The sequence below is a fragment of the Pseudomonas sp. 37 R 15 genome (assembly GCF_900004865.1).
Lineage (GTDB): Bacteria > Pseudomonadota > Gammaproteobacteria > Pseudomonadales > Pseudomonadaceae > Aquipseudomonas > Aquipseudomonas fluorescens_AM.
Window position 1 is genome coordinate 159,086 of record NZ_CVTV01000046.1, and the last position, 13,404, is coordinate 172,489.

A 13,404-nucleotide genomic window follows, 5' to 3' on the forward strand; every position below is an offset into this window, starting at 1 on the left:
CGAAAATCGTCAACGATAACGCGGGTTGCCTGGTTTTACGCGGTGCCTTGGCGTTCTTCGCGAGCAAGCTCGCTCCTACAGAAACGCAGCAGGTTTTCTCCATCTATCAGTATTACCAAGTTTGTCAGAGTTTTACATTGAGCCCGACAGGGTGCATGTATATAATGGCGCGCTTCCATTTTCCCGCTCGGGAGCCCCCGCGATGCTGCGTATCAGCCAAGAAGCTCTGACATTCGACGACATTCTCCTAGTGCCCGGTTATTCCGAGGTGCTTCCTAACGAAGTCAGTCTCAAGACCCGCCTAACCCGTGGCATCGAGCTGAATATTCCCCTGGTTTCCGCTGCCATGGACACCGTCACCGAAGCCCGTCTGGCCATCGCCATGGCTCAGGAAGGCGGCATCGGCATCATCCACAAGAACATGACCATCGAGCAGCAAGCTGCCGAAGTGCGCAAGGTCAAGCGTTACGAAGCCGGTGTGGTGAAAGATCCCATCACCATCGAAGCCGACGCTACCGTGCGTGACCTGTTCGAACTGACCCGCCTGCACAACATCTCCGGCGTTCCGGTACTGCACGATGGCGACCTGGTCGGCATCGTCACGTCCCGTGACGTGCGTTTCGAGAACCGTCTTGAAGTCACCGTCCGCGAAGTGATGACGCCTAAAGAGCGCCTCGTCACGGTCAAGGAAGGCGCCGACAAGAACGATGTGCGCGAATTGCTGCACAAGCACCGCATCGAGCGCGTGCTGATCGTCGACGACAAATTCGCCCTCAAGGGCATGATGACCGTCAACGACATCGAAAAAGCCAAGGCTTACCCGCTGGCCAGCAAGGATGACCAAGGTCGTCTGCGTGTTGGCGCTGCGGTCGGCACCGGTAAAGACACTGGCGATCGCGTTTCGGCGCTGGTCGCTGCCGGGGTTGACGTGGTGGTGGTCGACACCGCCCACGGTCACTCCAAAGGCGTGATCGACCGCGTGCGCTGGGTCAAGCAGAACTTCCCTGATGTCCAGGTGATCGGCGGTAACATCGCCACCGGCGCTGCCGCCAAGGCCCTGGCCGAAGCCGGTGCCGATGCGGTCAAGGTCGGTATCGGCCCTGGCTCGATCTGCACCACGCGTATCGTTGCTGGTGTCGGCGTGCCGCAAATCAGCGCCATCGCCAACGTCGCCGCGGCCCTTGAAGGCACCGGCGTTCCGTTGATCGCCGACGGTGGCATCCGTTTCTCCGGTGACCTGTCCAAGGCCATCGTAGCCGGTGCTTCCTGCGTGATGATGGGCTCGATGTTCGCCGGTACCGAAGAAGCGCCGGGCGAGATCGAACTGTTCCAGGGCCGCTCCTACAAGGCTTACCGCGGCATGGGTTCGCTGGGTGCCATGTCCCAGGCGCAAGGTTCTTCCGACCGTTACTTCCAGGACTCCTCGGCAGGCGCCGAGAAGCTCGTCCCGGAAGGCATCGAAGGCCGTGTGCCGTACAAGGGCACCCTGAGCGCGATCATTCATCAACTGATGGGCGGCCTGCGCTCCTCGATGGGCTACACCGGCAGCGCCGACATCGAAGAAATGCGTACCAAGCCAGAGTTCGTACGGATCACCGGCGCCGGCATGGCTGAATCCCATGTCCACGACGTGCAGATCACCAAGGAAGCGCCAAACTATCGGGTCGGCTGAGGCCGACAGCTCTAAGCCACAAGTTATAAGCTGCAAGCGGAGCTGTGTTGAAGCAGTCTCCGCGCGGCTTCCGATTACTTGCAGCTTGCAGCTTGAAGCTTGCAACTGCTTTTCAGAGTTTCTTTCATGGCCCTCGACATTCACGCCCACCGCATCCTGATCCTCGACTTCGGTTCCCAGTACACCCAACTGATCGCTCGCCGCGTGCGTGAAATCGGCGTGTACTGCGAACTGCATCCGTTCGACATGGACGACCAAGCGATCCGCGAATTCGCACCCAAAGGCGTCATCCTCGCCGGTGGCCCCGAGTCCGTGCACGAAGCCGACAGCCCGCGTTGCCCGCAAGCCGTGTTCGACCTGGGCGTGCCGGTGTTCGGCATCTGCTACGGCATGCAGACCATGGCCGAGCAACTGGGCGGCAAGGTTGAAGGCTCCGAGCTGCGTGAATTCGGGTATGCGCGTGTCGACGTGGTCGGCAAGAGCCGCCTGCTGGACGGTATCGAAGACCACATCGACGCCGATGGCCTGTTCGGTCTCGACGTGTGGATGAGCCACGGTGACAAAGTCACCAAGATGCCGGAAGACTTCCACATCCTGGCCAGCACCCCGAGCTGCCCGATCGCCGGCATGTTCAGCGACGAGCGTCGTTACTACGGCGTGCAGTTCCACCCGGAAGTGACCCACACCAAGCAAGGCGGGCGCATCCTGTCGCGCTTCATCCTCGACATCTGTGAGTGTGAAGCCCTGTGGACCCCGTCGAAAATCGCTGAAGACGCCATCGCCCAGGTTCGCGCCCAGGTCGGCACCGACAACGTGCTGCTCGGCCTGTCCGGCGGCGTCGACTCCTCCGTGGTCGCCGCGCTGCTGCACAAAGCCATTGGCGACCAACTGACCTGTGTCTTCGTCGACAACGGCCTGCTGCGCCTGCACGAAGGTGAGCAAGTAATGGCCATGTTCGCCGAGAACATGGGCGTCAAGGTGATCCGCGCCAACGCCGAGGAGCAGTTCCTCAACAACCTGGCCGGCGAGTCCGACCCGGAGAAGAAGCGCAAGATCATCGGCCGCACCTTCATCGACGTCTTCGATGCCCAGTCCAACAAACTGGACAACATCAAGTACCTCGCCCAGGGCACCATCTATCCTGACGTGATCGAGTCGGCCGGCGCCAAGAGCGGCAAGGCCCACGTGATCAAGTCCCACCACAACGTGGGTGGCCTGCCTGAGGAAATGAACCTCAAACTGGTCGAGCCGCTGCGCGAACTGTTCAAGGACGAAGTCCGTCGCCTGGGCCTGGAGCTCGGCCTGCCGTACGACATGGTCTACCGCCACCCATTCCCGGGCCCGGGCCTGGGCGTGCGCATCCTCGGTGAAGTGAAAAAGGAATACGCCGACCTGCTGCGTCGCGCCGACCACATCTTCATCGAAGAACTGCGCAAGGCCGACTGGTACCACAAGGTCAGCCAGGCGTTCGTGGTGTTCCAGCCGGTCAAGTCTGTAGGCGTGGTCGGCGATGGCCGTCGTTACGCGTGGGTCGTGGCCCTGCGTGCCGTTGAGACGATCGACTTCATGACGGCGCGTTGGGCACACCTGCCGTACGAACTGCTGGAGACTGTCAGTGGCCGTATCATCAATGAAATCGAAGGTATTTCACGCGTGACGTATGACGTGTCGAGCAAGCCGCCGGCGACGATTGAGTGGGAATGATGGGACGTCCGGCAGCGTCCGGCACCTACTAGCAAAAAATGCTCTGGAGCCCGTGTAATTGCGGGCTTTCGGCTTTTTGGGGGGACACATCAGATCGCCTAATCGTCGATGTAATTGGCGCCCGCGAAATCGTAAATTTCACTGCGCATCAAGCGAAAAGGGCAATGCCATGCGCACAGGGGCGATCCTTGTCGGGAGCGGTGCTTGCAGGCCACCCGCTGTCCGCTTTTGATTCATTCCTTTGCTAAACGAGGAACAGCATCTAGCCGATAGCCTTCAGTCGCAACTGGCCGCAACGTTTAAAAAACGTGAACAATGATGACATGCTGATGGGTGTCTCCCATACCCACCCCGTTATTGGAGACCCTTGAGAAGCAGCCACCTCGGCCTATCTCCCACCGCAAGCCTACGCCTCAGGGCATTTATTTCTGCGAACTTCGAAGGGGGTCGCCGTTCCATACGCCTTCGTCGGTCTCTAGGATCTGGCTAATCAGGTTGCACACAATTGGCAACTTCTCATGGCGGCGAAACAAAGCTCCCACCTCTGAAAAAATGGGAGGCCCAGCGATCTCCCTAAAGACCACATTGGGCAGTTGAACAGTTTGAATCAGAACGCTGGGAATGACGGCTATACCCACACCCAGTGCCACTTGTGTCAGCACGGCGACCAGACTTCCGGGCACCGAACCAATGTATGGATCGAATTTCCCGCGCTTGGCCACTTCACGCAACCCTAATCCTTGTTCAGGTAGCACAAACGACTCGCCAGCAAGCGCACTCGGGCGAATGTCATCAACTGTCTTTGCCAGAAAATGGTCCGCTGGCAACGCAACGCAGAATCGGTCTCGGGCCAATATACGGCTGGAGATAGCGTCGGGCAGATGCACCGGCATCCGTACAAAGGCCACGTCAATCCGACCGTCCTCAAGAAGTGCCGTGAGCTGCTCGGTAGGGAGTTCCTTGGTGTTCACCATGACGGCTGGCCACTGATTGCGAAAGCGCTGGACCTGGTCCTGGAGTACCCCGAAAAAGGCGGCTGAACCCACGTATCCGATTTCCACTCGGCCAACCTGGCCTCGGCCTGCACGTTGGCCCACGTTAACAGCTCTTTTGAATTGTTCGAGAGTGGCGCGCGCTTCTGTCAAAAACGCTTCCCCAGCTGGCGTTAAAGCGACAGTCCGCTTTGTTCTATTAAAAAGCCGAGCGTCTAACAAGCTCTCCACTTCCTGAATCTGCGCAGTGAGAGTTGGGGCAGAAACGCCCAGTTGCTCGGCCGAGCGTGAAAAATGTAGATTTTCCGCCACTGTTACGAAGGCGCGGAGATGGCGTATGTCCATGGCAGCGGAACCTGATATTCAGTTTTTCTGAATTATAAAGCCATAAAGCTTTGTTGTACTGAATTATCACCGCTGTTCCAATCATTGGACTCACGACATCAGGAGTTCACCATGTTCCGTCTTCCTCACCTCGCGACTGCCTTGGCTCTTGCTGGATCCCTTGCTCTGCTCTCTCTGCCAGCCGCAGCATCGAGTTTGCCCAGCCAGCCCGTTCTGACGCTTGCCGCGGCTCAACAAATCCTCACAGCAGCGCAAACAAAAGCGCAAACGGCTGGATGGCCGTGCGTGATCGCAGTTGTCGATAACGCCGGCTTGCCTGTTCTCCTCGCTCGAATGGACAACGCCGCTGTGCCGGCAGGCGTTGAGCTGGCCCCCGGAAAAGCACGCACAGCCGCTCTATTCCGTCGTCCCAGTGGTGCACTGGAAGATGCCATCAACGGCACTAGACCTGCCGCCATCACCGCCCAAGGCTTTGTGCTGATGCGTGGTGGTTTCCCGATCATCGTCAATGGATACACCGTTGGGGCTGTAGGGGTATCTGCGGACACACCACAGCACGATGAAGAGATCGCTCAAGCCGGGCTAGCTGCCTTTAAATAAAAGCCCTTTTCAAACAGTGCGGTTACCGTTCCCGTTATTAGAAGAGGCTGTCATTGCATGAGAAAAGAAGCGGCCATACTGGTTGTCGCATCGGCAGGCTGTGCCATGACAGTTCTGGATACGAACGTCGTGGGCATCGTTTTGCCAACCATTGCCAGGGATCTTCATGCGTCATTTGCAGAGATCGAGTGGGTCATAAGCACCTACGTGCTCTGCTTCGCTGCCCTCCTGCTTCCAGCCGGTTCCATCGCTGACCGATATGGCCGACGACGCGTTTTCCTGGTTGGAATAGCTCTCTTTGCAGTCTCTTCTCTGGCCTGCGGTCTGGCGCCTTCAGCGCCAGGCCTTTATCTGGCGCGAGCGGTGCAAGGAGTCGGCGCTGCTTTCCTGCTTGCTCCTGCCCTAGCCATCATTGGACACACTTTTCACGATGAAAAAGCACGCAGCCACGCTTGGGCGATATGGGGTGCAATCATGGGACTTACGATGGTTGTTTCGCCGCTCATTGGTGGAGTAATCAGCAGTTCACTGGGATGGCGTTGGGCTTTCTTTATTAACATCCCAGTCTGCTTATTGCTGGCGGCAGCGGTCGTGACGCTGGTGGATGAATCTCGTGACCCCACGCCCAGGACTCTGGACATACCGGGAATCGGGCTTTTCGCGCTAGGGATGTTCAGTGCCACTTGGGCACTGATCGCTGGTCCCGGTCGTGGATGGTCGAGCACCCCTGTTCTCCTGAGCATGATCGCAGGCCTGCTGTTGTTCGCCGTTTTTGTCTGGGTTGAAAAACGTCGCACCCACCCAATGCTTGATCTCCAATTGTTCAAAGCCCGACCCTTCGTCGGCGCCGTGCTTGCGATGCTCGCGTATGCCTCATCTGCACAGGTCATGGCATCGCTGCTGCCACTCTTTCTACAAAATGGCCGTGGAAACGGAGTAGTCGAAGCGGGTATCGCCATGCTTCCCTTTGCCACTGCGATGCTGGTCTTTCCGCAAGTAGGCAGGCGCCTTTCGCGCTATCTTGGGAGCGCAGAAATCCTGGCACTGGGCCTTTTAATCGTTGCACTGGGTAACCTTATTCTGATGTTCGCCGCCGTTCAGCAGGGACCACGGTTGCTGATTTCCGGCATGGCAATTCTGGGAGCAGGCGGTGGATTGCTGAATGGCGAAACCCAGAAGGCCATCATGGGCACAGTTCCTCGGAGTCGCGCCGGAATGGCGTCCGGCATCAGCACTACATCCAGGTTCACCGGCATCTTGCTGGGTTTCGCCGGGCTGGGAGCGGTGCTCGCCAGCGGAGTGAAATCTGCGATTGAAAACAAACTGATAGACGCGGGGGTTTCTGCTAAACCCGGATTTTTCGAGTACGTCATGGCAGGCGACTTCGAACGTGCTATCGCGATGTATCCCCACGAATTAACCGAAACGCTGAATGGGCTCGCTCAGCAGAGCTACAGCCAGGGATTCGCGGGCGCATTTGTGATTGCCGCTATGTTCTCGCTACTCGCATCCGCTGCGGTGTATGGGCTGATGCGCAGCGAACGAAGCTGTTTCCAGAGCCCTGCAATCTGAAAGGCGTTCTGCAAAACGTGAGTAAAATTCCATGTCGATAAGCGACCTGAACATTGCACATCCAGTAGAGACAGACGCAATCATTTTTGACCTGGACGGCACGCTCGTCGACTCTGCGGGCGACATGACAGCGCAACTGAACGCAATTCTTATCGAGCGGGATCTTGAGCCTCTTTTGGTCGCAACGGCTTCAACATTCCTCGGTGACGGAATGCGCTCATTTGCCGGGCGAGCGTTCTCCCTGCGAGGGGTGGATGATAGGGAAGAAGCGATTGATACCTTCATCTCGCGCTACAAACACACTGACCATCCGATGACAAAACCCTATGACGGGGTAATTGAAACCCTTGGCGCGTTGCGAGAAGCGGGCTGGCAAATATCTGTCTGTACGAATAAAGACGAATCCATTGCCATCGATATCCTTAGGCAAACCGACCTGTTGAGATTTATGGATATCGTTTGTGGTGGGGATACCGTGTCTTTCAAGAAGCCTGACCCCAGACACCTGGGTGCATTGGCCGCGCGTGCCTGTCACGCAAAGCTTCCCAAGATAATGATCGGAGACAATAGGAACGATTTTGAAGCTGCACGCGGATACGGAATACCGTTTGCTTTTGCCAGTTGGGGCTATGGATCCCTGCCTGACGATTGCAAAGCCGTTTATCTCACAAAATTTAGCGATATTCTTCACATCGTTGGCTTGCCTGGGCACTGAGCAGCCGCTATGGATGGACGCTTCTGCGCGGCGGTCCACCAAATTCCGGATGCTTTGCAGGCAGCAATGTCAGAGGTTTTCCAATGGTGTTTCATGGTGGAGTCCTCAGCGTCAGGAGAGGCCCAAGGTGGATCAGGTAAAGTATGCCGTGATCGCTATTCGTCCCGGTATTGCCGCTCACTGATTTGGCTTCAATTGCCTCCGTGCAGCACGGCCCTGAGGGGCGTCGGTTGAGTGCTCACTTCACTGACTAGCGGCTGACGTCTCTCGTTTCCCCGAGGATCCGCCCCGCATCTTTTGCAGGGGGTAGCCCGAACACCCGAGCATAATCGCGACTGAATTGCGTGGCGCTTTCGTAGCCGACCTCGAAGGCCGCAGCCATGACGCTTTTGGCATTTGCCACCATCAGTGTTCGCGCCTGGAGCAAGCGCACGCGTTTCTGATACTGCAAAGGGCTCAAGTTGGTAACCGCCTTGAAATGGCGATGAAATGCCGAGACGCTCATCGATGCTCGTGCCGCCAAGCGTTCTACGCCGATGGGCTCGGCGAAGTCGCGGCGAATCCATTGAATAGCCATGTTAACGCGGGCCATGGCGGTATCAGGCGCTGCGATCTCTCTGAGCATCCATCCATGCGGCCCTTGTAGGACGCGGAAGATGATCTCCCGTTCGTAAACCGGGGCCAAAGCGGCGATGGCATCTGGATCTCCCATCAGTCGGAGCATGCGTATCCAGGCGTCCATCAACTCGGTCGTAACCGAGGCCACCGAAAAGCCGGGATTATTTTCCATACGTACGGCAGGTTTGGGCAAGTCGGCGAATAATGTCGCCAGGACTGCCGGATCAAGCGTCAGACTGACTGCCAGGTATGGCTCGCCAGATGCGCAGGGATGTACTGAACCCACGGCTGGTAGATCGATGGACATGACAAAGTAGGTCGCAGGATCATACCTAAGCGTGCGATTACCCACCGTCATGCTTTTGCTGCCTTGCAGAATCAGATTGATCATGGGGTCATAGACCGCCGCGAGCAGGTGCTCGGGGATCTTGCCCTGAACCATGGCCACACGCGGGATGCCTGTTTCGGTTCGGCGATTTTCAGCACCGGCCGCCAGTAACCTGAGTTCTTTGAGTTGGTTGTCCATGGTTGGCATGCTGAAGGTATAACCACTCTTCGCGCAAGAAAAAAGTAGAAACAGGCAGGTTTCGAGTAGGAAACGATATGACCTGCCAGGCGCTGATTATTACTCTGGACGCACATTCCAACCACAGAGTAGACAGATATGAGCGTCATCGTGATCACAGGCGGCAGCCGCGGAATCGGTGCCAGTGCCGCCGAGCATATTGCCAAGAAAGGTATGGGTGTCATCCTGACCTATAACGCCAACCCCCAGGCGGCGGCTTCGGTTGTGGAGCACATCAAGGACGCAGGTGGGAAAGCCATCGCGCTCAAGCTCGATGTCTCGGATGTTGGCAGTTTCGGGGCATTTCGCGAATCAGTCGTGGTAACCCTGCGTGAAACGTGGAATGCCACGACGCTCAGTGGCCTAGTCAACAACGCCGGCTATGGCCTGTTCAACCCATTGGCCACCGTAAGCGAAGTGCAGTTTGACGATCTGTTCAACGTGCACCTCAAAGGGCCTTTCTTTCTGACCCAGGCACTGCTGCCCCTCCTTGCGAAGGGCGCCAGTATTGTCAATCTGACAAGCGCCACTACCCGAGTAGCTACAGCCGTAGTTGCACCGTACGCCGCCTTCAAGGGCGGGCTCGAAGTGCTCACTCGCTATATGGCGAAAGAGTTCGGCGAGCGGCACATACGGGCCAATGCCGTATCACCGGGTGCCATCCGTACAGAGCTGGGGGGCGGGCTGAACGATGAGTTCGAAGCGATGCTGGCGGCGCAAACAGCGCTAGGCAGGGTGGGTGAGCCTGAAGATGTCGCGCGGGTTATTGCCATGCTGCTGTCCGAGGAGAGCACTTGGATCAATGCCCAGACCATTGAAGTCGCTGGCGGCTACAACATCTGAAAAGACGAGGTTACCCCCATGCTTGATCATATTTTTTTGTCGGTAAGCGATATCGCACGTTCTATCAGTTTCTACGAGGCTGTACTGACGCCTCTGGGCATCACCGCGCGTTTGGACTACGACGGCAAGGACGGCCCACCGGGACACCCCGACCTTAAAGGTTTTGGCGCCAATGGCCGAATGTTTTTCTGGTTGCGTCAGGGGCTGCCTGAAGCGCGAACTGTCCACGTGGGTTTCGTCGCGACCAACAAGGCAGAAGTTGACGCTGCATATGCCGCCGCCATAGCAAAGGGCGCCGTCGACAATGGCGCGCCAGGGGCCCGCTTACACTACGACCCCGATTATTACGCGGCTAATGTACTGGACCCGGATGGGTACAGCCTGGAATTCGTTTATAAAAAGTGGCAGCAAGTCCAATGAGCGCACTACTGATCTACGGAGCCACGGGATATACCGGTCGTATGGCGGCCCAGCGGGCAAAAGCACTTGATCTGAATTTTATAATCGCCGGGCGAAGCCAGCAACGGCTTGCGACCCTTGCCGCGCAGTTGGACGTGCCCTATCGAGTGTTCGATGCTGGCGCAGTTCTCGAAACGGATCTGTCTGGCATCTCGGTATTACTAAACTTTGCGGGACCATTCGCGCAGACAGCAGAGCCATTGATGAGCGCGTGCATCAAGGCTGGGGTCGACTATCTGGACATCACCGCCGAGATCAACGTCTACCGGCTGGCTGAGAGACTGGGCGTTCAAGCCGCCGCCAATAAGGTCATGCTGTTGCCAGGCGTTGGTTGGGACGTCGTCCCCACTGATTCGCTGGCGGTGCAGGTTGCCAGGCGCGTTGAAAATCCGCTTGCAATGAGCATCGCACTTCAGGTCCCGGGATCAATGTCTCGTGGGTCGGCCATGAGCGTGAGTGAGATCATTGGTGCAGGCCTACTCGCAAGGGTGGACGGCGAATTGGTTGCGGCGCCTGATGCGATGCCACGGGACTTTGACTTTGGCCAGGGGCCGGTGCTTTGCGTGCCCCTATCTTTCGGTGACCTGGTCACCGGTTGGCATTCGACGGGCATTGCTAATATCGCGATGTATGTGCATATCGCGGGCGATGCGTTTCCAGAAGGTGATCTGTCGCAACTGCCTGACGGACCCACGGCAGAGCAACGGGATACGCATCGCGCACGCGCAGTGGTTGAGGTCATAGGTGCTGATGGAACAACCGCAACGTCTGTAATCGAAACCGTGAACGGTTATTCCTATACGCCACTGGCAGCTGTGGAAGCTGCGCGTCGGGTACTGAATGGCGAACGGCGCACGGGCTTTGCGACACCAACCGCAGTCTTCGGAGATGGCTTTGCCGAGAGCATTGCCGGGACGGTAATTACTCACTTCTAACTTTGGTGCTGCCAATTCAAATGGTTGATGCACGCGCTCTGGCGGAGGAGGGTGGCCTAAATTGCGCAGCGTCACGGGCAGACGGCAGGCCAGAAAGCCGTCCGTACGCTCGGTTGAATTGCGAGGCGATTTCATACCCCACCGTATTGGTGACCGGCCGCCGCTGGCCAAGAGCTGCCCCTCGCGAACAACGTCTGTCGCCCGCCAACGCCAGGGAATGATACTGACTGGCATTTTTGTTTCGGGTAGAACGCTGCGAAGCATGAACTGTCGTTTTCAAAGAACAGCAAAGGCTGGCATAGATGTTAGAGAAACTGAGATCGAATCAAATCCGTATCGAACGGTGTTATTCCTTGATCTTCGGCAAATACCGCCTGTGCTTGTTGCAGTGAAGCCACTCGTTCGCCCCGTGCTCGAACGTGTAAATCGAACAATGTCTCCAAATCCGGCCTTGGGGTATGCACCAGCGCTTTGAGCATCAACGATACCCCACTGAGGTTGTTCTGGACGTTGTTCCACCGCGGGGATGAAGTGAGCCCAAGATCGGCCCAAATCATGCGTCGTTCCTGCAAGTCCATCACGAATGGCAGACAGATCGCTGTATCGGATGCGATATCGATACGGTCGAACACGGAGCGCGGCTCAAAGACTTCACCCGACGCGGTGTCGGCGCGGGCCATCCAGCCAGCGAAGCATTCTGGAAGATCGCAGTACGGCTGTTCGGTGAATGAGTTGATAGACGTGACGACATAACGGATACCCTTTTCGGCAAGGACATCAAGGTCGAAGTCGATGAATTCCGAAGCCCCTTCGGGCGCGTCGACGATGTCGCCGCTGTGGTAGCCGCCGAAGCCCTTCAGGTTGTAGTACGCCACCGTTTGTTTGAACACGAAGTTGGCGTCGAAAAATGCGGCGGACAAGTCGATATCCGTGCGTTCACGGCCGTTCTTCCACCACAGGAACAGGCGTATGAAACGCGTGTCAGGCATAGGCAGCCGACTGCCCCGCACCAGCGTACGTAGCGACTTCGATGAGGCCCGCTGCGCCAGCGGCACTTTATATTCGCGTAATGCTGGATCGATGAAACAGCGGCCTAATGGCGCAAGCGATGCAAAACGCGCTACGAGAGCCTCCTCGCAGATTCTGGCCGCACTAGCCAATACGTCTGGGGCGAGATGTTCGCGTCGATCCTCAATACCATAGACCTTGGCGAATGCTCCTTTCGGTGTGAACGCTCGCAGGGGAAGTGGGCGGGGAGCGCGTACCTGAGCCAGCAACTGCAGCAGGACAGGTGAGGAGACTTGTGGCGCAACCGCCTCGAACGCGTCGAGAACCGATTCAGGTTCCGTCGCGCGCCGCAGGATTACATCCAGCCGTCGTGCGAACTCGCCAGGACGGTTTTGTAGTATGGGGATAAGCGTGGCGATGTGACGCTGGGCAAGTAATGTTTCGACACGTGATCCAAATGAGTCTGGCGCTTCATTGCGACGCGCCGCCGTGATGGCAGCTAGCGCTCGTGGGTACTTGTCGGCGTAATCGCCCGGATGCAGTACTTCAGCCAGGCGTTTCCATCGCTCAGCATGGCGCATTACGTCTTCTGCAGCGTTGGGTGCATGATCGAGCAGGCGCAACAGCAGGCGCCGCATCGAGCGCTTCATCGCCGTGAAACGTGTCGAGGCTGTCGCGAGTGACACGTCTCCACCATTCAGCGCGACAGCGAGCCGTAGCACGTCAGTCGCCGTGTCGACGTTTCGCTGCAGGAATGCGTCTACCCGTGCATCCCCAGCTACATTCTGAATAAGTGCACTGCCAACCTGCGCCCGGATCTCCCGGAACGGGACGGTGTCCGGCAGCAGCCGGAATACATCGCTCTTGTACTTTCGGATAAACCAGACGACGTCGGCAGTGTCCCTTTCGGAGAGCGAGGTACGCGCTGACACCAGCGGATCGAGCAGTGACTCGAACTCGGGGATGCTTCCCGGTTCGATCACGCGGGATATGAAGTTGCCCTCAAGCATTGCAGGTCGAGAGTTTTCAGTCGGCGTTAGGCGCTGAAGCGTGAGGTAATGCAGGACGGCATTCAGGTACAACTGCGCCTCTGAGGCCGACAGAACCTGCTCCGGAAAGTCAGGATAAAATGGCCTGTGGTGTATATGAGCGCCATTTTCCCGGCGAAGGACGCCGACAATTTCGCGTAGCCAGTACTTCAGTTCTGTCGGCGACAAAGTGCCGATTTGTTCAATCAGAGGCTCTGAAAATACGCATCGGAACGCCGCGACTTCGCGGACAGCCGACGCGACCTGAGCGTGCGTGGCACCACCAGTGCCCACCGGGACGTGGACTTTGCTACGACGGCGCAGGAACATATCTTGATTCATGCTTGA

At 57.5% G+C, this 13,404-nt stretch carries 11 protein-coding genes; 8 read left to right on the top strand and 3 right to left on the bottom strand.

The features are described from left to right. Window positions 1-202: 202 nt before the first annotated feature. Both guaB and guaA read left to right on the top strand, forming a co-directional pair. The gene (gene guaB, locus BFQ04_RS13580; protein WP_015885726.1) at window positions 203-1,672 is read left to right on the top strand and encodes an IMP dehydrogenase; all 1,470 of its coding nucleotides are present in this window, start codon (window positions 203-205) and stop codon (window positions 1,670-1,672) included. A gap of 126 nt (window positions 1,673-1,798) precedes the next feature. Then, window positions 1,799-3,376 (top strand): glutamine-hydrolyzing GMP synthase, encoded by a 1,578-nt coding sequence (gene guaA / locus BFQ04_RS13585; protein ID WP_065951264.1) that lies wholly within the window; start codon window positions 1,799-1,801, stop codon window positions 3,374-3,376. 422 nt (window positions 3,377-3,798) lie between these two features. On the opposite strand, the gene BFQ04_RS13590 is transcribed toward guaA, so the two are convergent. Beyond that, window positions 3,799-4,713: a LysR family transcriptional regulator gene (locus tag BFQ04_RS13590; RefSeq protein WP_065951265.1), complete on the bottom strand. Its 915-nt coding sequence runs from the start codon at window positions 4,711-4,713 to the stop codon at window positions 3,799-3,801. A 111-nt stretch (window positions 4,714-4,824) separates the two neighbouring features. Here BFQ04_RS13590 and BFQ04_RS13595 point away from each other — a divergent pair, with 111 nt between their 5' ends. From BFQ04_RS13595 to BFQ04_RS13605, 3 genes are read left to right on the top strand one after another with little or no spacing between them, the layout of a single operon-like run. After that, complete coding sequence (locus BFQ04_RS13595; RefSeq protein WP_065951266.1) at window positions 4,825-5,313, top strand: GlcG/HbpS family heme-binding protein; 489 nt, start codon at window positions 4,825-4,827, stop codon at window positions 5,311-5,313. A gap of 57 nt (window positions 5,314-5,370) precedes the next feature. Next, window positions 5,371-6,885, top strand: coding sequence for an MFS transporter (locus BFQ04_RS13600; RefSeq protein WP_065951267.1), 1,515 nt, complete (start codon window positions 5,371-5,373; stop codon window positions 6,883-6,885). 31 nt (window positions 6,886-6,916) lie between these two features. Further along, a complete protein-coding gene (locus tag BFQ04_RS13605) occupies window positions 6,917-7,600 on the top strand; it encodes an HAD hydrolase-like protein (RefSeq protein ID WP_065951268.1) in 684 nt (227 codons plus the stop codon). A 250-nt stretch (window positions 7,601-7,850) separates the two neighbouring features. Here BFQ04_RS13605 and BFQ04_RS13610 read toward each other — a convergent pair whose 3' ends face one another. Then, window positions 7,851-8,744 (bottom strand): AraC family transcriptional regulator, encoded by an 894-nt coding sequence (locus BFQ04_RS13610; RefSeq protein ID WP_101219705.1) that lies wholly within the window; start codon window positions 8,742-8,744, stop codon window positions 7,851-7,853. A 138-nt stretch (window positions 8,745-8,882) separates the two neighbouring features. Here BFQ04_RS13610 and BFQ04_RS13615 point away from each other — a divergent pair, with 138 nt between their 5' ends. Genes BFQ04_RS13615 through BFQ04_RS13625 form a run of 3 tightly spaced genes read left to right on the top strand, consistent with a single transcriptional unit; the run spans window position 8,883 to window position 11,020 of the window. Next, the gene (locus BFQ04_RS13615) at window positions 8,883-9,626 is read left to right on the top strand and encodes an SDR family NAD(P)-dependent oxidoreductase (protein ID WP_065951269.1); all 744 of its coding nucleotides are present in this window, start codon (window positions 8,883-8,885) and stop codon (window positions 9,624-9,626) included. A gap of 18 nt (window positions 9,627-9,644) precedes the next feature. Beyond that, a complete protein-coding gene (locus BFQ04_RS13620) occupies window positions 9,645-10,046 on the top strand; it encodes a VOC family protein (protein ID WP_065951270.1) in 402 nt (133 codons plus the stop codon). Beyond that, window positions 10,043-11,020 (top strand): saccharopine dehydrogenase family protein, encoded by a 978-nt coding sequence (locus tag BFQ04_RS13625; RefSeq protein ID WP_065951271.1) that lies wholly within the window; start codon window positions 10,043-10,045, stop codon window positions 11,018-11,020. The genes BFQ04_RS13620 and BFQ04_RS13625 overlap by 4 nt, the downstream gene beginning before the upstream one ends. Before the next feature lie 305 nt (window positions 11,021-11,325). Here BFQ04_RS13625 and BFQ04_RS13630 read toward each other — a convergent pair whose 3' ends face one another. Continuing rightward, window positions 11,326-13,398, bottom strand: coding sequence for a TerD family protein (locus BFQ04_RS13630; RefSeq protein ID WP_065951272.1), 2,073 nt, complete (start codon window positions 13,396-13,398; stop codon window positions 11,326-11,328). Window positions 13,399-13,404 lie beyond the last annotated feature (6 nt).